The sequence below is a fragment of the Thiomonas sp. 13-64-67 genome, from assembly GCF_002282795.1.
GTDB lineage: Bacteria > Pseudomonadota > Gammaproteobacteria > Burkholderiales > Burkholderiaceae_C > Thiomonas > Thiomonas arsenitoxydans.
The window spans coordinates 25352-46591 of the sequence record NZ_NCKP01000007.1; the positions used below are offsets into that span (position 1 = coordinate 25352).

Genomic DNA, 21240 nt, shown 5'->3' on the forward strand with positions numbered 1-21240 from the left:
GGCGCGAAGCGGTCGCCCCAGTGGACTATTGCATGAATCATATTCGTAATTTTTCAATTATTGCCCATATTGATCACGGCAAATCTACGCTTGCTGACCGTATTATTCAGCGGTGTGGGGGCTTGTCCGACCGGGAAATGGAAGCGCAGGTGCTCGATTCGATGGACATCGAGCGCGAGCGCGGCATCACCATCAAGGCGCAGACCGCGGCGCTGCAATACGTCGCGCGGGACGGGAAAACCTACAACCTCAATTTGATCGATACGCCGGGGCATGTCGACTTCAGTTATGAAGTCAGCCGTTCGCTCTCGGCCTGCGAAGGCGCGCTCTTAGTGGTCGATGCCAGTCAGGGGGTCGAAGCGCAGACCGTGGCGAATTGTTATACCGCGCTCGACCTGGGCGTGGAAGTGGTGCCGGTGCTCAACAAAATGGATCTGCCGCAGGCCGACCCCGAGCAGGCCAAGGCAGAAATCGAGGAAGTCATCGGCATCGACGCGGCCGATGCCATTGCCTGCAGCGCCAAGACCGGCATGGGCATCGACGACGTTCTCGAGGCCGTGATTACGCGCATGCCGCCGCCCAAGGGCGTGGTGGACGCGCCGCTGCGCGCCATGATCATCGACTCGTGGTTCGATACCTACGTCGGTGTGGTCATGCTGGTGCGGGTGGTCGATGGCAGCCTGAAAAAGGGCGAGCGTTTCAAGATGATGGCCACGCACGCGGTTTACAACGCCGAACAACTCGGGGTGTTCACGCCGAAATCGGTGTCGCGCGAGGCCTTGAACACGGGCGAGGTCGGCTTCATCATCGCGGGCATCAAGGAGTTGCAGGCCGCCAAGGTCGGCGACACCATCACCCTCGAGAAAAAGCTGCCCAACAATCTCGGTCCGGCAACCGAGGCGCTGCCCGGCTTCAAGGAAATCCAGCCGCAGGTGTTCGCCGGTCTCTACCCCACCGAGGCGAGCGAATACGACCAACTGCGCGACGCGCTGGAAAAGCTCAAGCTCAACGATGCCGCCCTGCGTTACGAGCCCGAAGTGAGCCAGGCGCTGGGTTTCGGCTTTCGCTGCGGCTTTCTGGGCCTGCTGCACATGGAGATCGTGCAGGAGCGACTGGAGCGCGAGTTCGACCAAGACCTCATCACCACCGCACCCTCGGTGGTCTATCAGGTCATGCTGGCCAATGGCGAGGTGATCGAGGTCGAAAATCCGTCCAAAATGCCCGATCAGGGGCGAATTGCCGAAATCCGCGAGCCCATCGTCACGGTGCATCTGTACATGCCGCAAGATTATGTGGGCCCGGTGATGACCCTGGCCAACCAGAAGCGGGGCATGCAGCTCAATATGGCCTATCACGGTCGCCAGGTGATGCTGACCTACGACATGCCGCTGGCCGAGATCGTGCTCGACTTTTTCGACAAGCTCAAAAGCGTGTCGCGGGGCTATGCCTCGATGGACTATGAGTTCAAGGAGTACCGCGCCGCCGATGTGGTGAAGGTCGATATGCTGATCAACGGCGACCGGGTGGACGCGCTGTCCATCATCGTGCACCGCGCTCAGAGCCAGTACCGCGGCCGTCAGGTGGCGGCCAAGATGCGCGAGATCATTCCGCGCCAGATGTACGACGTCGCCATCCAGGCGGCCATCGGAGCCAACATCATCGCGCGTGAGACAATCAAGGCCCTGCGCAAGAACGTGCTGGCCAAGTGCTACGGGGGGGACATTTCCCGCAAACGCAAACTGCTGGAAAAGCAGAAGGCGGGTAAAAAACGCATGAAGCAGATCGGCTCGGTCGAAGTGCCACAAGAAGCCTTTCTCGCAATTCTGCAAGTCGAAGACTGATCCACTCCCCAAGAATATCCCGTATGGAAACTGCGCCCAGCGTTAACTTCACCCTATTGCTGTTCATTCTTCTGGTCATCACCGGCGTGTTCTGGTTTGCCGAGCGCTGGTATTTCGCGCCGCAACGCAGGCGCGCGGCGAAGTCGGCCGTGGCGCAGTTGGAAGAGCGTCGCAGTGCTCTGCAAAAACAGGGACTGGCCGCAGACGGCGCCGTGGCCAGCGATGCCGACATCGAAGCGGCGCGCGAACGGGTGCAGCGTCAGCCCTGGTGGCTGGAGTGGACCGCCGGGCTGTTCCCGGTCATTCTGGTGGTGTTTTTGCTGCGCTCTTTTGTGGCCGAACCCTTCAAGATTCCTTCGGGCTCCATGGAGCCGACGCTGGTGCCGGGCGACCTGATTCTGGTGAACAAATTCGAGTACGGTCTGCGCCTGCCGCTGCTCGATACCCGCCTCACTCCGGGCGCGCTGCCCCAGCGCGGCGATGTGATCGTGTTCCGTTTGCCCAAAGATCCGAAAATCGATTACATCAAGCGCATCGTCGGGCTGCCGGGCGATACGGTGTCGTACGAAAACAAGCAGCTGGTGATCAACGGCAAGCCGGTACAGGAAACGCCCTTGCCCGATTATTTCGATCCCAACACCATGACGTATTACAAGCAGTACATGGAAAAGCTGGGCACGCACGATCACCGCATCATGATCAATCCGATGGCGCCGCCCTATGTCATCGGCGGGCCTGAAAGTTTTCCGCACCGCGATATGTGTCACTACAACGCCGAAGGCTTTGTCTGCAAGGTGCCGGCCGGCAACTATTTCGTCATGGGCGACAACCGCGACAACTCGCTGGATTCACGTTATTGGGGTTTTGTGCCCGAGCGCAATATCATCGGCAAAGCCTTTGTGGTGTGGATGAATTTCAGCGCACCGAAAAACATTGGGCTGATTCATTGATCGTCATTGCCAGATGGAGAAATCGGGGCCAATATGAAGCAGCATGACAAGCAGCGTGGCATCACCCTGATCGGGTTGATTTTCTGGGGCGCCATCCTCGCGTTCATCGTGGTCATTGGCGCGCAGGCGGTACCCACCGCCACGGAATATTTCGCCATTCAGAAGGCGGTCGATCAGGCGGCCAAGGCCGGGCCGACCGTGGCCGATATTCGTTCGGCCTATTCCAAAATGGCCGATGTCGATTACATCTCCTCCGTCACGGCGCAGGATCTCGACATCACCAAGGTGAATGACAAAGTGGTGATCTCCTTTGCCTACAACAAGGAAATTCACATTGCCGGGCCGGTGTACTTGCTGATCAAGTACGCCGGCCATTCCCACTGATTCCCGGGTGAGCACGGCACTAGAAACGCGGCTGGGCTACGTCTTCCGCGATCGCAAACTGTTCGAGCGGGCGCTCACGCATCGCAGCTTTGGCGCGGATCACAACGAGCGCCTGGAATTCCTGGGCGATTCGGTGCTCAACCTCTCGGCCGCCGCTTGGCTGTACCACCAGGCAGCGCGGCAAGACGAGGGGCAACTCTCCCGTCTGCGCGCGGCGCTGGTGCGGGCCGAAGCGCTGGCGGAAGTGGCCCGCGCGATCGACCTAGGGCGGTTTCTCAGGCTGGGTGAGGGCGAACTGCAGAGCGGGGGCGCCCAGCGCGAATCCATTTTGGCGGATACGGTAGAGGCGCTACTTGGCGCGATCTACCTCGAAGCCGGTTTCGACACGGCGCAAGAGGTGATGCGCCGCTTGTTCGCTCCGCTCATGGATACGCTGGACGCCGACGTCGTCCGCAAGGATGCGAAAACGCAATTGCAGGAGTTTCTGCAAGGCCAGCGTCTGCCTTTGCCCAGCTATGCCGTGCTCGACGTGCGCGGCGCGGCGCACCAGCAGCAATTCAAGGTGGAGTGCGCCGTCGAGGCACTCGGACTGAAAGTGGAGGGCGAGGGCGACAGCCGCCGCCGCGCCGAACAAGACGCTGCCACGCGCATGATCGAGCGCATTGGCCGAGGCGGCACAAAACCCGTGCGCCGCGGTAACCGGCCTGTGTTGGTGGATGAGCGCGGGCAAGTCGTTCAGCCCAGCCACGCGCCCGATGCGGCGCAGCCTGCGCTGGCGCACAATCAGCAGCGTCGCTCGCCGGTGCGACGACCGCCTAAAACTCTCAAATCGCCATGACCTCATCGCCCCCGGATTCGCCGCGTCGCTTCGGCACTGTGGCCATTGTCGGCCGTCCCAATGTGGGCAAATCCACCCTGCTCAATGCGCTGGTGCGCGCCAAGGTGAGCATCACCTCGCACAAGGCGCAGACCACGCGGCACCGCATCCTCGGGGTGACCACGCACGGAGCTTCGCAATTCGCGTTTGTCGATACGCCAGGCTTCCAGACCCAGCATATGCACGCCCTCAACCGGGCGATGAACCGCACCGTCACCGGCGCTTTGAGCGAGGTCGATCTGGTGCTCTGGGTACTTGAGGCGGGCAAGATTCTGCCGCAAGATCGCACGGTGCTTGAAGTTTTGCCCGACGACCGGCCGGTGATCGCCGTGGTCAACAAACTTGACCGCATCACCCCGCGCGAAAAGCTGCTGCCCTGGCTGGCTGAACTGGGGCAACTGCGCAAGTTTGCCGAGATTGTGCCGATGTCGGCACAAAAAAAAGCCGATGCGCCCCGGCTGCTGTCCATCATGGAGCCCTACCTGCATGAAGGTGAGTGGGGCTATGAAGAAGACGCCCTCACCGACCGCAGCGAACGCTTCCTGGCGGCGGAGATTCTGCGGGAGAAGTTGTTCCGCCTGACCGGCGACGAATTGCCCTACACCAGCACCGTGGTCATCGAGCAGTTCGCTCAGGAAGGCGATCTGCGCCGCATTTCCGCGGCCATCATCGTCGATCGGGACGGACACAAGGCCATGGTGATCGGCGCTGGGGGCGAGCGCCTCAAGCGCATCTCCACCGAAGCCCGGCAGGACATGCAGGTCTTGTTCGACGGACCGGTTTTTCTGGAGGTCTGGGTCAAGACCCGTTCGGGCTGGGCCGACGACCAGGCCGCCGTGCGGGCCTTCGGCTATGAGGACTGAGCTGAGCGTCGAACCGGCTGCCGTGCGCCCCGTGCCGCGTGCTCCCAGGCGCGGCGTCTCGGGGGAGCGCGTGCAGGAAGAGCCCATCTACGTCCTGCACAGTTACCCGTGGAAGGAAACCAGCCTGCTGCTCGACGTGTTCAGCCGCCGCCATGGCCGCTTGGCGCTGGTGGCCAAGGGCGCCAAGCGGCCGACTTCCGCGCTGCGCGCCGTGCTGCTGGGTTTTCAGCCCTGCCACGCCAGTTGGAGCGGCCGCGGCGAGGTGCGCACCCTGACCCGGGCCGAGTGGGCGGGAGGGTTGGCGCCGCTGTCGGGCCTGCCCCTGCTTTGCGGTTTTTATTTCAACGAACTGCTCGTGCGTCTGCTGGCTCGCGAAGATGCTCACGAAGGTCTGTTCGACGCCTACCACGCCGGCATTGCCGCGCTGGCGCAACGCCCCCATGCGACGGCGGGCGAATTGGAGCCGGTGCTGCGCAGCTTTGAGTTTTCGCTGTTGCGCGAGCTGGGTTTTTTGCCCGACCTGCACCTCGAAGGGGCGACCTCCGAGCCGGTGCTGCCCGATGCGTTTTACCGGGTCGACCCGGATCATGGCGTGTCGGCCTGCTCCGCTTCCGATGCCCTGGCGGTGCGCGGCGAGGTGTTGCTGGCGCTGCGCGAAGGCCCGCCGGCAGAAGGCGATGTTGTACTGGCGCGTGCCGCAAAGACGTTGATGCGCAGCCTGCTTCACTATCATCTTTCGGGACAGATGCTGCGCACCCGCCAGCTGCTTATTGATCTCCACAAGTTATGAATCCAATGGCTTGCCCCTCCGATGCTGCGCCGCTGCTCGGGGTGAATATCGACCATGTCGCCACGCTGCGCAACGCGCGCGGAGGCAGTTTTCCCGATCCCGTGCTGGCGGCGCAGCAGGCGGTCGAAGCCGGGGCGGACATCATCACCTTCCACCTGCGCGAAGACCGTCGCCACATCCGCGATGCCGATGTCGAGCGGCTCAAAGCCACCCTTTCGGCGCCGCTGAATTTCGAGTCTGCGCTCGCCCCGGAGATGCTCGACATCATCTGCCGAGTACGTCCGCAGATGGTCTGCCTGGTGCCCGAGCGTCGGCAGGAAGTGACTACCGAGGGCGGGCTGGATGTGGCGGGGCAGTTCGACCGCGTGCGCGAGGCCTGCGCTCGTCTGGCCGATTTCGGCTGCCGCGTTTCCCTGTTCATCGAGCCCAGCATCCGGCAAATCGAGACCAGCGCCCAGGCCGGTGCGCCCTGCATCGAGCTGCACACCGGCGCTTACGCCAACGCATTCGATGCCGCAGACGAAGCCGCGCGGCAACGCGAATTCGATCGCATCGTCGCGGGCCTGAAGCTGGGGCGCAGCCTGGGCCTGCAGACCAACGCGGGCCACGGCCTGAGTCTGCAGAGCACGCCCGCCATTGCCGCACTGCCCGAAGTGAGCGAGCTCCACATCGGCCATGCGCTCATCGGTCATGCGGTGTTCGTCGGGCTGAAGCAATCGGTGCGTGACTTTCAGGCGGTGATCGCGCGCGCGGTGGCAACGCATTCATGATCTACGGCATCGGCACCGATGTCTGCTCCATTGCGCGCATGGGCGCCGCGGTGCAGCGCAACGGCGACCGTTTCGCGCAACGGGTGCTCGGCGACGGCGAGCTGGCCGAGTATGAGCGCCGTATGTCCAAGGTGCGCCAGCGCGGCATTAACTACCTGGCCACGCGGTTTGCCGCCAAGGAAGCGTTCTCCAAATCCATCGGCCTGGGCATTCATAGCCCCATGCGCTGGCGCGATTGCGAGATTCTCAAACTCCCCAGCGGACAGCCGGTCATCGTGCTGCATGACGCACTCAAAGATTGGTGCGAGGCCCGTTCGCTGCGGTTTCTGGTCTCGGTGTCCGATGAGGCCGATACCGCGCTGGCCATGGTAGTAGCCGAAGTGACTCGGCCTGACTGAGGCGAAAGACATGCAACTGCTGATGCACTCCCCGTTGATTCTCGATGTGGCCGGGCTGCAACTCGGTGCCGCCGATCGCAAGCGCCTACGGAATCCTCTGGTGGGCGGGGTGGTGCTGTTTGCGCGCAACTGGGAGAGCCGCGGGCAGCTCTTGTCGCTGTGCGCGCAGATCAAGGCGGTACGCCCTGATCTGCTGATCGCGGTCGATCACGAGGGCGGGCGGGTACAGCGCTTTCGCACCGATGGCTTCACGGCACTTCCGGCGATGCGCGAGCTTGGGGCGCATTGGATGGCTGATGCCCCAGGCGCCATGCGGCGCGCGGCGGCGTGCGGTTTCGTGTTGGCCTCGGAGCTGCGGGCTTGCGGGGTGGATTTCAGCTTCACGCCCGTGCTCGATCTCGATTGGGGCGGCTCCAGCGTAATCGGTGATCGCGCGTTTCACACCGACGCTCGGGTGGTGACGGTGCTGGCGCAAAGCCTGATGCTGGGTTTGGCGCGTGCTGGGATGGCGCATTGCGCCAAGCACTTCCCCGGCCACGGCTATGTGCGTGCCGACACGCATCTGGCCGTGGCGCACGACGCGCGTACCCTCGACGCCATTCTGAGCGCCGATGCCGCGCCTTATCAATGGTTGGCGCCCGGGCTGCGCGCGGTCATGCCGGCGCATGTGATCTACCCCGAGGTGGATGCGCTGCCCGCAGGGTTCAGCTCAGTCTGGCTGCGGGACGTGCTGCGCGAGCGCATCGGTTTTACCGGCGCGATACTCAGCGACGACCTCGGCATGGCCGCGGCGCGGGCCGGGGGCCAAAGTCTCAGCCAGGCTGCGCTGCAGGGTTTGCAGGCCGGATGCGACGCCATGCTGGTGTGCAACCAGAGCGTGGTCGATAACGGGCGACCGCTCGACGTGCTGCTGCGCGAGCTTGATCAGGCGCTGGAGCGCGGGCAGTGGACGCCCGATGTCCACAGCGCCCAGCGCCGCCTCGACCTGCTGCCCACCCAGCCGCCTTTGGAATGGGACGAGCTCATGGTGAGCGACAGCTACCGGGCCGCGCTCGACGACGTTTTCAACCTGCCCAGCTCGGCGGGCCAGAAATAGCCGTCAGGGGTAGAACAACACCAGCTTGTAACCGGCCGGGGCGGCGCCTTTGACCTCGAGGTGCAGCAGCAATTGCACCTGCTGACCGGCGGCCAGGCCCTCTGTCAGGGTGCGATGAGTGGCCTGCGCTTCGGGGAGGTATTGCGCGGCCTGCACCACTTTGCGTTGCAAAGTCATGTCCTGCGCATTGGTCAGGGTCAGCTCCAGCGCAGGCCAGGCCACGGCGCGGTCGGATCGGTTGCGCAGCAGCACGCTGAGTTGCAAGCCGCTGTCGGCCGGGCTGAGCGTGGAGGAGTCGATGACCAAGGCATCGAGGTTGCGCGGAGCGGCCAATTCGCAGCCGCTGGTCATCTGGCAGAGCTGTTGCAGCCAAGGGCGGCTGACCGGGTATTGCTGCGCCAGGGTGTCGCGCCAAGTCAGCGCGGCCTGAGCGGCGAGTACCAGAAGCAACAGCAGGCTGATGAAGGCCAGCGCCGCGCGGGCAGGCGTGCTGCTCCAGAATGCCTGGCGACGAGCTTTGCGGATGAATTCCGGCTCCGCTTCCACCGGTTTTGCGGCGAGTGCGGGCGGGTTTTGCGAGAGGTCTTCGCTTACAAATTGATAGTTGAGCGCGTCGTTCAGGTTGAACTCGGACAGCGGTGCGGCGTCGGGGTCGAGAGCAGATTGGGAGGGCGGGATCTCGTCCGCCGCAAGATCGCCTTCGGGTAACAGGTCGGCGGGCGATTCAGCGGGTGCCAACGCCTGGTCAGTCTCGGCCTTTTCACCGCGCGCAGGCGCTTGTTTCGCGGGAGTCCAGGGCGCCGGGCTGTAGGCCTGCGCCGTCAGCGGCAGAAATCCCTGATAGGTCGGCTGATCGAGTGGAATGTTGTTCCAGCGCAGGCCCGCCGTCACGGGCACGGTGCTTGCCCGCGGTTCGGGCGGCGCTTCGGGTGGCGGGGTCGGTTGTGCTGGGGCCTGGGGCTCGGCGGCGGCGGGCGGCGCCGGGGTGAGATCGATCAGGTGATCGAGGGCGTTGAACGGTTCGCCGCAATGGCCGCAGCGCACCCAGCCTTCGCGCAGCAAGAGCTGGTCGCGCACCACCTTGAAGGCGGTCTGGCAGTGGGGGCAGCGGGTGGCCTGTGCCATGCGCTGTTCAGGGGTGGGCGCGGCCCGCGAGGCAGACCCAGCCATCGAGCGTCTTGTCGATCTGCAGCGCGCAATAGGGCGCGTAGGCGGCGATGAGTTCTTCGGCCTGCCGGTCGAGTATGCCACTGAGCACGAGCCAGCCGCCGGGTTTCACATGCGCGGCAATCGCGGGCGCCAGCAGTTTGAGCGGCGCAGACAGGATGTTGGCAACGACGATGTCGAATTGCGCATTAGCGACCTTTTCGGGCAGGCCGGCCTGCACGGTGACGTCATTGGCCGCGGCGTTGGCTTCGGTGGCCAGCACCGCGTCGGGATCGATGTCCACGCCGACCACGGGGCCGGCGCCGAACTTGGCCGCGGCAATGGCCAGAATGCCCGAACCACAACCGTAATCGAGCACGCTGAGTTGGCTTGGCGTTTGGCGCGCCAGCCACTCCAGGCAAAGCCGCGTGGTTGGGTGGGTGCCGGTGCCGAAGGCCAGCCCGGGGTCGAGACGGATGATGGGCGCCGCAACCTCGGGCGGCTCATGCCAGCTCGGCACGATCCACAGCGCGTCGGCAATCGACACCGGCTGGAACTGAGACTGCGTCAGCCGTACCCAGTCCTGATCTTCCACCGTGGACTGTTGCACCTCTTGCAGATCGGGCAGGATGTCTTCGGCAAGCAGGGCGGCCAGCGCAGCGTCGGCCTGGGCCTCGTCGGCGAACAGCACGCGAAGCAGCGATTGCGCCCAGGCGCCCTTGGGCGGCGGCATGCCCGGCTCGCCGTACAAGGCTTGCTCCTGTGCGGTGTCGCCGAAACGGTCTTCGACGCTCACGCTCAAAGCGCCGAGCTCCATCAGCGCATCGGAGAGGAGATCGGCCTGCTCTTCGCTGACAGGGAGGGTGACTTCGCGGTAGGTCATGGCGGATTTGTTCAAACCCTATCAGGCGGTATGCCGCGCGGCGAGGTATTCCTCGAGGTAGTGGATGCTGGTGCCGCCTTCGATGAAGCGCGCATCCACCATGAGTTCGCGGTGCAACGGGATATTGGTCTGGATGCCGTCCACCACCATTTCCGACAGGGCTATGCGCATGCGCGCGATCGCCTGCTCGCGCGTGGCGCCATGCACGATGATTTTGCCGATCATCGAGTCATAGTTGGGCGGCACGAAGTAGTTGGCATAGGCGTGCGAATCGACCCGCACACCCGGGCCGCCTGGGGTGTGCCACATGGTGATTCGGCCGGGCGACGGGGTGAACTTGTAGGGGTCTTCAGCGTTGATGCGGCACTCGATGGCATGGCCGTTGAGGTGCACGCCGCGCTGGCGCACGGTCAGCTTCTCGCCCGCGGCAATGCGGATCTGCTCGACCACGATGTCGATGCCGGTGATGAGTTCGGTAACAGGGTGCTCGACCTGCACGCGGGTATTCATCTCGATGAAGTAGAACTCGCCGTTTTCATACAGAAACTCGAAGGTGCCCGCACCGCGATAGCCGATTTTTTTGCAGGCATCCGCGCAGCGGGCGCCGATACGCTCGATCAGCCGCCGTGGAATGCCGGGAGCGGGGGCTTCTTCGAGAATCTTCTGGTGGCGGCGCTGCATCGAGCAATCGCGCTCGCCCAGCCATAGCGCGTTGCCGTGGGTGTCGGCCAGCACTTGAATTTCAATATGCCGCGGCTGGAGCAGAAACTTCTCCATATAGACCGCCGGGTTGCCGAACGCCGCGCCCGCTTCGCTGCGGGTCATGGTCACGGCGTTGAGCAGCGCGGCTTCGGTGTGCACCACGCGCATGCCGCGGCCGCCGCCACCGCCTGCGGCCTTGATGATGACGGGATAGCCGATCGAGCGGGCGATGCGGGTGATTTCGCGCGGATCGTCGGGCAGCGCCCCCTCCGAGCCTGGCACGCAGGGCACGCCAGAGCGGATCATGGCCTGCTTGGCGCTGACCTTGTCGCCCATCAGACGAATGGAATCGGGACGCGGGCCGATGAAGGCGAAGCCGGATTTCTCCACCCGCTCGGCGAAATCCGCGTTCTCCGACAGAAAGCCGTAACCGGGGTGAATCGCCTCGGCATCCGTCACTTCGGCAGCAGAAATAATGGCCGGCATGTGCAGATAACTCTGCGCCGAGGGCGCCGGGCCGATGCACACGGCCTCGTCGGCCAGCCGTACATACTTCGCTTCACGATCCGCTTCTGAATAGACCACCACGGTCTGGATGCCGAGTTCGCGGCAGGCACGCTGCACCCGGAGGGCGATTTCGCCACGGTTGGCGATAAGGATTTTTTTGAACATGCGCGTTGTCCGTTCAATGACAGGGAAGGGCGGAAGCGCCCGTTGAGCGCAGGAGCCGTGGTCAGGAGCGGGCGCTCATGTGTGCCTCGGTACTGCCTGGGTTTGCTCCCCTGGGGGAGTCAAGAAACCGGAAGCGGCCCTGCGCTCTCCTGAAAAAGCCATTACTCGATCACGAACAACGGCTGGCCGAATTCGACGGCCTGACCGTTTTCGCCCAGCACGGCCTTGATCACACCGTCTTTGTCGCACTCGATTTCGTTGAGAATTTTCATCGCTTCGATGATGCACAGCGTCTGGCCGACCTTGACCGTGTCGCCCACCTCAACGAACGGCGCCGCCCCCGGAGAAGAAGAGCGGTAGAACGTGCCGACCATCGGCGACTTCAGCACATGCCCTTGCGCCTCCGGGGCGGGAGCTGCTTCAGCGGCGGGTGCCTGGGCTTGAGCGGGCGAGGCCTGGGGCGCGGCGTATTGCATCGGGGCCTGAGACGCAAACTGCGATCCCAACTGAGCGGGCATCTGCGCGTACTGAATGATGGGCTGCGGCTGCGCCTTGACGATTCTGACCGTGCCTTCGGCTTCCGTGATCTCCAGCTCGGAGACGTTGGAATCGGAGACCAGGTCGATCAAAGTCTTGAGTTTGCGTAAATCCATGATCTGTCGTTAAGTCGCTGATAAGTGTCGCATTAGACCATCAATTTTTACGATTCCCAAGATCGACTACAGCATGGCGCAAGGCCAGGGTGTAGCCGTGAGCGCCGCAACCGCTGATGACGGCGGTGGCCAGATCGGAAAAGTAGGAGTGATGGCGGAACGGTTCGCGGCGGTACACATTGCTCAGATGCACTTCGATGAAGGGCAGGTCGGTTGCCGCGATGGCGTCACGCAGGGCAACGCTGGTGTGGGTGTAGGCCGCAGGGTTGATGATGATGTAGCGCGTGCCATCCAGGCGCGCTGCATGTAACCGATCAATCAGGTCGCCTTCGTGATTGCTCTGGAAAGTCTGCACCTCCACCCCCAGTTCGGCAGCAAGGGTTTGCAGCGACTGATTGATATCGTCCAGCGTGGTCGCGCCATAGATATGTGGTTCACGCTGCCCCAGCAGGTTGAGATTGGGGCCGTGGAGAACAAGGATGCGGGTCATGGAAGGGCGATTGAGCAGAGTGGGATGAACGAGGAGTGAACGCAACCGATGCAGGGCTTAATGCCCGGAGGGTACCGCTTCTTTCAGTTCGTCGAGAGAGGTTTTTCCCAGCTTTTGAAACACCACGTCGCCCTTGCCATCGAGCACCACGGTGAATGGCAGGCCCCCCTGCTTATTGCCCAGGCTGGTGCTCAGGGCGATGCCATTCATGCCGCCCAGCAGAATGGGGTAGCTCACCGGATGCTCTTTCAGGAAATTGCGCACCGCAGTGGGGTTGTCGAGCGCAATGCCGACCATCTCGATGCCTTTGTCTTTGTTCTGCTGATAAAACTTCGAAAAATCTGGCATTTCAGCGATGCAAGGCGGGCACCAGCTCGCCCAGAAATTGATCACCAGCGGTTTTCCGCGGTATTGCGACAGATCGATGGATTTTCCCTGCAGATCGTCGAGTTTGTCAGCGAAAAAAGACTTGACCGCATTGTTTTCAACCGCAATGGGCACGCTGCGTTCACGCTGAAACCACGCGTTGCCGAGCACCGCGGCGATGAGAAGGATGATGGCGGCAGAAATCCAGATATTGACTTTGTTCATGGGGTGGTGGTGTAGCAATCAGACTGCTCGCATTGTGCATGGCCGGGGAAAAGCTTCAGAGTCTCGGGTTTTCCCCTTCGCTGGCGGGGGCGCTCAGGAGTTGCCTGAGCGCACGCAGCGTGCCTCTGGGCGTGCGCCCTTGCGCATCAGGCAGCAGGGCGCCGCGCACGTCCTTTTCCGGGTAAAGGCTCAGATGGGCAAGCACGGCTTGACGGTCATGCGGGGGCCAGTGCAGGGTGAGTTGTTCGACACGGCCGCGCCCGGCGTAGTGCGGGGCTTCGCCGACCTGAAAAGCGATGCCGTGGTCGATGCAGTGAATTTCCACGCCCTTGCTGTCGTCGGTGAACAGCAGCACATGCAGATCGGTGTGTTCGTTGGCGGTGCCGTGCCAGACAGCCCCGGCCAGATGCGGATTGAACGCCGCAAACGCTTCCATCAGCGTCAGCGCGGCGCGGCGCAATTGCAGCAATTGCGCGGGTTGGGTGTCAGCATGAAACAGGGCGAGTTCTTCGCGCACCTGCTGCTCGATTTCATCGTTGCTGGGCAGCAGATCGTGCGCCACGCGTTCGCCCAGCAGGCGCTTGGCGGCCTTGCGCTTGGCCGTGCCGTAGTCCAGACCGTCTTCGACGATCAGCCGCGCGGCCAGCACGGCGAGTTCAGCGCGCAGGGAGTCCATCAAAGTATGGTAGCGGCGACCGACTGGCACAATGAGCGTCTTTCCTCAACAAACGCTACGCATGGCCGTCCTCTCCGTTTCAGATTTGTCGCTCGCTTTCGGCCATGTGGCCTTGCTTGATCATGCCGCCATGTCGCTGGAGGTGGGCGAGCGGGTGGGCCTGATCGGTCGCAACGGCACCGGAAAGTCATCCCTGCTGCGTATTCTGGCCGGGCTGGAGCCGCCCGACGATGGCCTGGTGCAGGTGCAGCAGGGTCTGCGCCGGGTGTATGTGCCGCAGGAGGCGGATTTTTCTGCCCAAGCTAGCGTGTTCGATGTGGTGAGCGAAGGCGTGGCCGAAGCCCGCGCCCTGCGCGACCGTTTCGAGCAGCACGCGCCCGAAGACGACCTCGACGCCCTGCAGACCCGTATCGAACTGCTCGACGGCTGGAACTGGGAGACGCGCGTCGATCAAACACTGCAGCGTCTGCAACTCGACGGCACGACGCTCGTGGGTAGTCTGTCCGGCGGGATGCAAAAGCGCGTGGCCCTGGCGCAGGCGCTGGTGGCGGCGCCCGACGTGCTGCTGCTCGACGAGCCGACCAATCACCTCGATCTCGATGCCATCGCCTGGCTGGAAGAACTGCTCACCGGCTTTCGCGGCAGCCTGATTCTCATCACCCACGACCGGGCGTTTCTCGACGATGTGGCGACCCGCATTGTCGAACTCGATCGCGGCACGTTGCGCAGTTATCCCGGCAATTTCGCCGCTTATGAGGCGCGTAAGGAGCAGGAACTGGCCGATGAGTCGGTGATGAACGCCCGCGCCGACAAGCTTCTGGCGCAGGAAGAAGTGTGGATACGCAAGGGCGTAGAAGCGCGGCGGACCCGCAGCGTGAGCCGCATCAACCGCCTGGAGGCGCTGCGCAGCCAACGCGCGGCGCGGCGCGATTCGCTCGGGCGCGTCAAACTTGAGGTGGATGGCGGTCAGTCTAGTGGCAAGATCGTGGCCGAGTTGCAAGGCGTCAACAAGGCCTATGGCGACCGAGTGCTGGTGCGCGATTTTTCCGCCACCATTCTGCGTGGCGACAAGGTCGGCCTCATTGGGCCCAACGGCGCGGGCAAAACCACGCTGCTCAAGCTCATTCTGGGCGAGATCGAACCCGATAGCGGCACCGTGCGACAGGGAACGCGCTTGCAGATCGCCTATTTCGACCAGATGCGCGCCGTGCTCAACCTTGACGCCACCCTGGCCGACACCATCAGCCCCGGCAGCGAATGGGTTGAGGTGGCCGGGCAGCGCAAGCATGTGATGAGTTATCTGGGCGATTTTTTGTTCTCGCCCGCGCGGGCCAACTCGCCGGTCAAGTCGCTTTCAGGGGGGGAACGCAATCGCCTACTGCTGGCTAGGTTGTTCGCCCGCCCGGCCAATGTGCTGGTACTCGACGAGCCGACCAACGACCTCGACATCGACACGCTGGAACTGCTGGAGCAGTTGCTGCAAGACTTTCCCGGTACCGTGTTTCTGGTCAGCCACGACCGTCGCTTTCTCGACAATGTGGTCACCAGCACGATAGTGAGCGAGGCCACGCCGGAAGACCCTGGCCGTTGGCGCGAATACGAGGGCGGCGTCTCCGACTGGCTCACCCAATCGCAGCGTGCCCGCGCCTTGCAGGCGCAGCTGAATAAATCGGCCGCAGGCGGGGCGGACAAACGCGGCGCGGCGCCCACCAAATCGGCTCAGGCACAGCCGCCCATTCCCCCCGTACCGGCCAAGCGCAAGCTGAGCTACAAGGAACAGCGGGAGCTGCAGGAACTACCCGGCCGCATAGCCGCGCTGGAGGCGGAGCAGAAATCGCTTTCCGATCAACTGGCCGACCCGGCGAGTTATACCTCTGCCACGACGCGGATCAGCGAGATGCAGGAACGTTACGCGCAGATCGACGAAGAACTGCTCCACGCCCTGGAACGCTGGGAAGTGCTCGATGGCAAGTGAGAGACGGTGAACAAATCCGCCATGACCGAAAACGAACCCAGCGCGCCGCTGTTGCAAAACGTCGATTTGCGCATCGACCCGCAGGCAGCCACCTACATCAAGCATGAGACCGTGCAGGTGCAATTCGCCGTCGATTCCGGCGAATTGTTCAGCCGCGAAGGCCCCAATCGTTACGCAGCGGGCGATGCCATCATCACCGGCGCCACGGGCGACCGCTGGAGCGTGTCGCGCGCCCGTTTCGAGGCGCGCTACCAAGCCCTCGCGCCGACGTCCATGGGACAGAATGGCGCTTACATCAACCAGCCCATTCCCGTTCTGGCGCGGCAGATGCCCACACCGTTTCGCATGGCCCGCAGCGCTGGCGGCGATCTGCTGCGCGGCAACCCCGGTGATTGGCTGCTGCAATACGCGCCGGGCGATTACGGCGTGGTGGAGCAGGGACGGTTTGCGCAGGTTTACCGGAAAGTCGCGCCTCCTTGAGCGCCCCCAGGGCTGGGCTGTGCCCAGCCCGCCCCCCGTGTGGGGGTCAGGGAAACTTGGGGCTGCCCGGCGTTTCCTTGAGAAGGCCGACTGAGCTGAATCAGGGTTTCGCTGCGCCGCCCGGCCCCATGCCGCCGCCAGGGCCCATGCCTCCGCCGCCAGGACCCATGGCGCCACCTGAGCCCATCCCTTGATGCATGCCTTGCGCCGGGGGTGCATCAGGCAGCTTGACGCCGCGCTCCTTCGCACGTTCCTGCATCAGCTTGTGATGTTCTGCCCGGATCTGTTCCCGCTGCTCTGTGGTTTTCGCCTCGCGCATTTTGAGTCGGTATTCACGACGCTCCTTCTGCGTCATCAACTGGCTACCGTAAATGGTTTCCTGCTTTTGGGTTTGAGCGTAGGCAGAAGTTGCGGTCAGCCCTCCACCTGCGAGCAGGATGCTGAGAGACAAGGCAGTCAAAAATGGCTTGGTGGCAATCATGGCACTCTCCTGAAAAAGTTTTGAGTCAAGGTTGACTCGCAGTCAGGCTAGGCGTTTGCGGAACACGCGGATTGATGCACGTCAATAATTTGAGGCGTGCAACTTCAGGGCCGATCAAGCGATTGCGCGAGCACGGAGCGCCGCCGCTGCGTTCGTTTCGGTACCCAGCGCGGCGGGCTTACTGATCATGAGGTTTCGTGAGAAATGGTCCGCCCTTCGCATAGGCTTCACGCTCGAATCGGTTGGCGAGGTAGGCATCGCGCCCGCGCAGGGTTTGCCACAGGCTCTCCAGCAAATAGGCGGGCCCGAAAAATGGGCCCCAAAGCTCGTATTGCCGCACATGCACGCGTTCGTGAGCGCGCAAGTGCTGCATGGCGGGGGCGTCGACCGCGAGGATGACATGCCCCAGAGTGAGGGCGACGAGGCGATGGCGGTTGGGCAGGCGCTGCATCCAGCGGCCCAGTTGGCCTCCCGTGCATTCCAGGGTGTGGCCGCTGCGGCGCAGCCGGGCGCCCAGCGCACAGGCAGGTAGGGCGGCGAGCAGGCCGAGCACCGAATAGGGCGCGGCCCAGAGCAGGCGTGCGGCCAAGGTCAGGCGGCGAGAGCGGATCGGGCGCATGGGTGGACAGGGTCGGCGGCATAGCTTAGCCGCGCTCTGGCGCTGTCGCGGTGCGGCTCGCAGGCGTCATCCTGCCTACAATCGACTCCGTGTCGCAATCCTGCGGCGCAACGCTGGGGGTGCGGGGCTGCGGCAGCAGGCAGCTTCGCTGAGAGAGTCCCTTTGAACCTGATTGAGGTCATCCTCGCGCAGGGAAGCAGGGTGGGCAGCGCGTGCTATGGCGCGCATGGCCCGGCCGGGTTTCTGCGCGAGCACGCAGAAATGGGCCATGGCAACACACACAACTTCAAGTGACGCGGCGCACGCGTCCAATACTTCGGTTCCCGTGGCGGAACGCATTTTCACCTTCACCGATGCCGCCGCGCTATGGTTCAGTCTGGGGGTGGGGCTGCTGGTCATGCAGGTGGGCGCGTATCTGCGGCCGGGCTTGAGCCTGCCGCAGGCGGGCGGGGCGATTGCGCTAGGGTCCTTGCTGGGCGCGGGTTTGCTGGCCTGGGTGGCGGGGATCGGCAGCCGACACGGTCTGTCGAGTTCGGCGCTGATCGGGCGCACGCTGGGGCAGCGCTTCGCCATGCTGCCGGTGGCGCTCAATGTGGTGCAACTGCTGGGCTGGACGGCGTTTGAGCTGGTGATCATGCGCGACGGCACCCGCACCATCGTCGAGCAGGTGTTCGGTACGCGCGGGGCCTGGGTGCCCGTGGTGGCGACGCTGGCCTGGGGTTCGCTGCTGCTGGTGCTGGCCAGCGGGCGGATGATCGGGCTGGTGCGGCGTTTCGTCAGCCGCGCAGCAATGCCGCTGATCGTCGCCTCGCTGCTCTGGCTGAGCTATCAGTTCGGACTCAAGGCCTGGCAGCACGGCTTTGCCGCGCTGTGGGCGCAGCAGGGCGACGGTTCGATGAGCTTGCTGGCGGCAGTGGATCTGGTGATCGCCATGCCGGTGTCGTGGCTGCCGCTGGTGGCCGACTATGCCCGCTACGGACGCCACGCCGGCGCCACGGCGCGCGGCACCTGGCTCGGCTATGCCACGGCGAACATCTGGTGTTACGCCCTGGGCGTGTTGGTCATCAGCGTGTCGCCTGCCGATATCGACATGCTCAGCACCCTGCTGCTGGCTCAGGGCGGGCTGATTGCGCTGGGTTTCATTTTGGTGGATGAGGTGGACAACGCCTACGGCGACGTGCATTCGGGTGCGGTATCGACCAACTTTCTCAACGGCCGCTGGAGCATTCGTCGTATTGGCATGACCTTGGTGCTGCTGGCCACCGCGGCGGCGCTTGCGCTGCCGATGCACGCACTTGAGCCCTTTCTGCTCACCCTCAGTTCAATTTTCGTGCCGCTGTTCGGCGTGGTGATCGCGCAGCTGGCACCGGGTTTGCCGCCGCAGAGCAACTGGCGCTGGGGGCCGATGAGCGTGTGGTTACTGGGCATCGGCGTGTTTCAGTTGGGCACGGTGTGGTGGCCGAATTGGGGCTCGGCCTTGCCCAGCCTGGCCTTCACATTGCTGGCGGCAGGTGCGCTGCGCTGGCGCGAGACGCGGGCGCCAACGGCGGTTTAGAGCGGCAGGCGCTTCGTCGCCAAAGGTGCGTGACCGTGGTTGAGCGGGCCGTGGCCGCGGCCGAGTTGCATGTCGGCCCCGGCGAGCAGCGCTTGTCGCACATAGTCCCGACCATGCGCCACGGCATCGGTCAGCGTTTCACCCAGAGCGAGATAGCACGCGATGGCCGATGACAGGCTGCAGCCCGTGCCGTGGGTGTTGCGCGTGGGGATGCGCGGCGCTTCCCAGCGCCGCACTTCTCCATCGGGCAGACGCAGCAGGTCGGTGAGCTGCGGGCCGGGCAAGTGGCCTCCCTTGAGCAGCACCGCGTGAGCGCCCAGCACATGCAGCAGATTGGCCGTGTCTTCCAGCGCGTCGGCGTTTATGGTGCCCAGCCGCAGTAGCCAGGCGGCTTCGTCGAGGTTGGGGGTGATCAGCGTGGCGAGGGGAAAGAGCTCATCAACAAGCCGGTCCACGGTGGATTCGGTGATCAGCTTGTCGCCGCTGGTGGCGACCATCACCGGGTCGAGCACCACATGAGTGAAGCGATGGCGGCGAATGGCCTCGGCCATCACCCGCACCACGCCCACATCGTGCAGCATGCCGATTTTCACCGCATCCACACCGATGTCTTCGACCACGGCGTCGATCTGCTGCGCGAGCAATTCGGGCGGCAGCGCCCGAATGGCGCGCACGCCTTGCGTGTTCTGCGCCGTGATGGCGGTGATGGCCGTCATGCCATAGCAGCCCAGCGCCGCCATGGTTTTGAGGTCGGCCTGGATGCCGGCGCCGCCGCCGCTGTCGGAGCCAGCGATGCTCAGCACGCGGGCATAGCGCGCGACGGCAGGGGTGTCTTGCAGGGGTTCGGTCGCGTTCATGAATGGACGAAGGTGGACGAGTCGGTGAGCTGGCGCAAGGCTTGCGCGGCGGCAGCGGGGTCGGGCGCGGCGCACAGCGCCCGCACCACGGCCAGGCCGTCGGCGCCTGCGGCCAGCACTTGCGCGGCATTGTTCAGATCGATGCCGCCTATGGCGATCAAAGGCAGATCGGTGAGGGCACGCATCGCCCGCAGCCCTTCGAGGCCGAGTGCGGGGGCGGTGTCTTGTTTGCTCGGGGTGGAAAACACCGGGCTGACGCCGAGGTAATCCACCGGCATGTCGGCCGCCGCGCGCACCTGCTCGGGGTTTTCGACCGACAGGCCGATGAGGGCGTGCGGCATCAACCGTCGCACGTCTTCGGGCGGCAGATCGCTCTGGCCGACATGCACGCCGTCTGCGCCCACGGCCAGCGCCACATCGAGCCGGTCGTTGATGATCAGCGGCACCCCCAGCGGTGCGAGCAGGGCCTTTAGCGCGCGGGCACGTTCGACGAAAGGCCGGGTGTCGAGCTGTTTTTCGCGCAACTGCACGCAGGTGGCTCCGCCCCTCACCGCTGCGGCGACCACGGCCTCAACGCCACGCGGGCCGCACAGGGCGGCGTCGGTGACCAGGTGCAGCCGCAGCGCGGCCAGGGGCCAGCGACGGGCGGCTTCAGTCATCGGTTTGCAGGCGCAGGCGCGCGTGGAAGGTTTCGGCGTCCAGAAGTTGCAGGCCGTCGAGCAGGGCGATTTGCAGCTGGCCGACGCCGCGGCCCTGCGCTTGCACTTGCGCGGCGGCGACTTCGCCGACCACGCCGAGATAGGCCATCGCGGCGACGGTGGCGTGAAACGCGTCGGGCTGCACGGCGCAGAAAGCACCGATCAGCGCCGTGGCTGAGCAGCCCACGCCCGTGACTCGGGTCATCCACACATGCCCGTTGGACAGGCGCACATGACGGCCATCGGGCGCGAGGATGTGGTCGGTCGCGCCACTCACGCAGACCACAGCGCCCAGGCGGGCGGCGAGCGTGCGGGCGGTCTGCACCGCGTCGTCCGACGCGGCGGCGCTGTCCACGCCGCGGGTGGCCGCCTCCACCCCGGCGACACTGAGAATCTCCGAGGCGTTGCCGCGCAGCACCGTGGGGCTGCCTGCGGCGAGCAACTCGGCAACGGCGCGGTTGCGGTAAGGCGTAGCTCCGGCGCCCACCGGGTCGAGCACCACCGGAATGCCGCGTCCGCGCGCCGTCTGCAACGCCATGACCATGGCCTCGATCCACTCCGGCGACAAAGTGCCGATATTGAGCACCAGCGCCTGAGCGATGCCGGCCATGTCGCGCACCTCTTCGCGGGCGTGCGCCATCACCGGCGCGGCGCCCAGCGCCAGCAGGGCATTGGCGTTGTAGTTCATCACCACGAAATTGGTGATGTTGTGCACCAGCGGTTGTTGCTGGCGCACGGCGAGCACATCGGCCCAGAGAGAGTCGGCGTTAGGGAACGGCATGATTTTGAGCAG

General features: G+C 64.3%; 24 protein-coding genes. 12 read left to right on the top strand and 12 right to left on the bottom strand.

Annotation, left to right across the window (positions count from 1 at the left end; all coding sequences use genetic code 11):
* Positions 1-32: 32 nt before the first annotated feature.
* The 9 genes from lepA to nagZ are packed head-to-tail and all read left to right on the top strand — an operon-like array spanning position 33 to position 7969.
* The gene (gene lepA, locus B7X30_RS03130; protein WP_013123912.1) at positions 33-1841 is read left to right on the top strand and encodes a translation elongation factor 4; all 1809 of its coding nucleotides are present in this window, start codon (positions 33-35) and stop codon (positions 1839-1841) included.
* Positions 1842-1864: 23 nt separating this feature from the next.
* On the top strand, positions 1865-2791 hold the full coding sequence (lepB, locus tag B7X30_RS03135; RefSeq protein WP_286728963.1) for a signal peptidase I: 927 nt from the start codon (positions 1865-1867) through the stop codon (positions 2789-2791).
* A gap of 33 nt (positions 2792-2824) precedes the next feature.
* Positions 2825-3175, top strand: coding sequence for a DUF4845 domain-containing protein (locus tag B7X30_RS03140; protein WP_013106666.1), 351 nt, complete (start codon positions 2825-2827; stop codon positions 3173-3175).
* A 7-nt stretch (positions 3176-3182) separates the two neighbouring features.
* Positions 3183-4013, top strand: coding sequence for a ribonuclease III (gene rnc, locus B7X30_RS03145; RefSeq protein WP_286728965.1), 831 nt, complete (start codon positions 3183-3185; stop codon positions 4011-4013).
* Positions 4010-4915 carry a GTPase Era gene (gene era, locus B7X30_RS03150; RefSeq protein ID WP_286728966.1) on the top strand — a complete coding sequence of 302 codons (906 nt, stop codon included), beginning with the start codon at positions 4010-4012 and terminating at the stop codon, positions 4913-4915. Before rnc ends, era begins: the two co-directional genes overlap by 4 nt.
* Positions 4905-5705, top strand: coding sequence for a DNA repair protein RecO (gene recO, locus B7X30_RS03155; RefSeq protein WP_286728967.1), 801 nt, complete (start codon positions 4905-4907; stop codon positions 5703-5705). The genes era and recO overlap by 11 nt, the downstream gene beginning before the upstream one ends.
* A 5-nt stretch (positions 5706-5710) precedes the next feature.
* The gene (locus B7X30_RS03160) at positions 5711-6475 is read left to right on the top strand and encodes a pyridoxine 5'-phosphate synthase (RefSeq protein ID WP_286728969.1); all 765 of its coding nucleotides are present in this window, start codon (positions 5711-5713) and stop codon (positions 6473-6475) included.
* A complete protein-coding gene (gene acpS, locus B7X30_RS03165) occupies positions 6472-6873 on the top strand; it encodes a holo-ACP synthase (RefSeq protein WP_286728971.1) in 402 nt (133 codons plus the stop codon). The genes B7X30_RS03160 and acpS overlap by 4 nt, the downstream gene beginning before the upstream one ends.
* Before the next feature lie 10 nt (positions 6874-6883).
* Positions 6884-7969, top strand: coding sequence for a beta-N-acetylhexosaminidase (nagZ, locus tag B7X30_RS03170; RefSeq protein ID WP_286728972.1), 1086 nt, complete (start codon positions 6884-6886; stop codon positions 7967-7969).
* Between the two features lie 3 nt (positions 7970-7972).
* On the opposite strand, the gene B7X30_RS03175 is transcribed toward nagZ, so the two are convergent.
* The 7 genes from B7X30_RS03175 to B7X30_RS03205 form a co-directional block, all read right to left on the bottom strand.
* Positions 7973-9094, bottom strand: a complete 1122-nt coding sequence (locus B7X30_RS03175) for a zinc-ribbon and DUF3426 domain-containing protein (protein ID WP_286728973.1) — start codon at positions 9092-9094, stop codon at positions 7973-7975.
* 7 nt (positions 9095-9101) lie between these two features.
* Positions 9102-9998 (bottom strand): 50S ribosomal protein L11 methyltransferase, encoded by an 897-nt coding sequence (prmA, locus tag B7X30_RS03180; protein ID WP_286729000.1) that lies wholly within the window; start codon positions 9996-9998, stop codon positions 9102-9104.
* A gap of 21 nt (positions 9999-10019) precedes the next feature.
* On the bottom strand, positions 10020-11372 hold the full coding sequence (gene accC, locus B7X30_RS03185; protein ID WP_013106657.1) for an acetyl-CoA carboxylase biotin carboxylase subunit: 1353 nt from the start codon (positions 11370-11372) through the stop codon (positions 10020-10022).
* Positions 11373-11533: 161 nt separating this feature from the next.
* Entirely contained in the window at positions 11534-12025 is a 492-nt protein-coding gene (gene accB / locus B7X30_RS03190) for an acetyl-CoA carboxylase biotin carboxyl carrier protein (protein ID WP_156054616.1), read from the bottom strand.
* A 40-nt stretch (positions 12026-12065) separates the two neighbouring features.
* The gene (gene aroQ, locus B7X30_RS03195) at positions 12066-12515 is read right to left on the bottom strand and encodes a type II 3-dehydroquinate dehydratase (RefSeq protein ID WP_276707224.1); all 450 of its coding nucleotides are present in this window, start codon (positions 12513-12515) and stop codon (positions 12066-12068) included.
* A gap of 57 nt (positions 12516-12572) precedes the next feature.
* Positions 12573-13106, bottom strand: a complete 534-nt coding sequence (locus B7X30_RS03200) for a TlpA disulfide reductase family protein (protein ID WP_013123901.1) — start codon at positions 13104-13106, stop codon at positions 12573-12575.
* 55 nt (positions 13107-13161) lie between these two features.
* Positions 13162-13782, bottom strand: coding sequence for a hypothetical protein (locus B7X30_RS03205; RefSeq protein ID WP_286728977.1), 621 nt, complete (start codon positions 13780-13782; stop codon positions 13162-13164).
* Between the two features lie 130 nt (positions 13783-13912).
* Between B7X30_RS03205 and B7X30_RS03210 the strand changes: the two genes are divergently transcribed.
* Both B7X30_RS03210 and B7X30_RS03215 read left to right on the top strand, forming a co-directional pair.
* Positions 13913-15757 (top strand): ATP-binding cassette domain-containing protein, encoded by a 1845-nt coding sequence (locus tag B7X30_RS03210; RefSeq protein ID WP_407830059.1) that lies wholly within the window; start codon positions 13913-13915, stop codon positions 15755-15757.
* Positions 15758-15778: 21 nt separating this feature from the next.
* Entirely contained in the window at positions 15779-16237 is a 459-nt protein-coding gene (locus B7X30_RS03215) for a PGDYG domain-containing protein (RefSeq protein WP_286728978.1), read from the top strand.
* 100 nt (positions 16238-16337) lie between these two features.
* Here B7X30_RS03215 and B7X30_RS03220 read toward each other — a convergent pair whose 3' ends face one another.
* Both B7X30_RS03220 and B7X30_RS03225 read right to left on the bottom strand, forming a co-directional pair.
* The gene (locus tag B7X30_RS03220; RefSeq protein WP_276726884.1) at positions 16338-16718 is read right to left on the bottom strand and encodes a hypothetical protein; all 381 of its coding nucleotides are present in this window, start codon (positions 16716-16718) and stop codon (positions 16338-16340) included.
* Positions 16719-16896: 178 nt separating this feature from the next.
* Positions 16897-17337, bottom strand: coding sequence for a signal peptide prediction (locus B7X30_RS03225; RefSeq protein WP_286728980.1), 441 nt, complete (start codon positions 17335-17337; stop codon positions 16897-16899).
* A gap of 268 nt (positions 17338-17605) precedes the next feature.
* Between B7X30_RS03225 and B7X30_RS03230 the strand changes: the two genes are divergently transcribed.
* Entirely contained in the window at positions 17606-18892 is a 1287-nt protein-coding gene (locus B7X30_RS03230; protein WP_286728981.1) for a purine-cytosine permease family protein, read from the top strand.
* On the opposite strand, the gene thiD is transcribed toward B7X30_RS03230, so the two are convergent.
* The 3 genes from thiD to thiM are packed head-to-tail and all read right to left on the bottom strand — an operon-like array spanning position 18889 to position 21228.
* The gene (gene thiD / locus B7X30_RS03235; protein ID WP_286728982.1) at positions 18889-19749 is read right to left on the bottom strand and encodes a bifunctional hydroxymethylpyrimidine kinase/phosphomethylpyrimidine kinase; all 861 of its coding nucleotides are present in this window, start codon (positions 19747-19749) and stop codon (positions 18889-18891) included. The genes B7X30_RS03230 and thiD overlap by 4 nt on opposite strands.
* Entirely contained in the window at positions 19746-20408 is a 663-nt protein-coding gene (gene thiE / locus B7X30_RS03240; protein WP_286728983.1) for a thiamine phosphate synthase, read from the bottom strand. Before thiE ends, thiD begins: the two co-directional genes overlap by 4 nt.
* Positions 20401-21228, bottom strand: coding sequence for a hydroxyethylthiazole kinase (gene thiM / locus B7X30_RS03245; protein WP_286728984.1), 828 nt, complete (start codon positions 21226-21228; stop codon positions 20401-20403). The genes thiE and thiM overlap by 8 nt, the downstream gene beginning before the upstream one ends.
* Positions 21229-21240 lie beyond the last annotated feature (12 nt).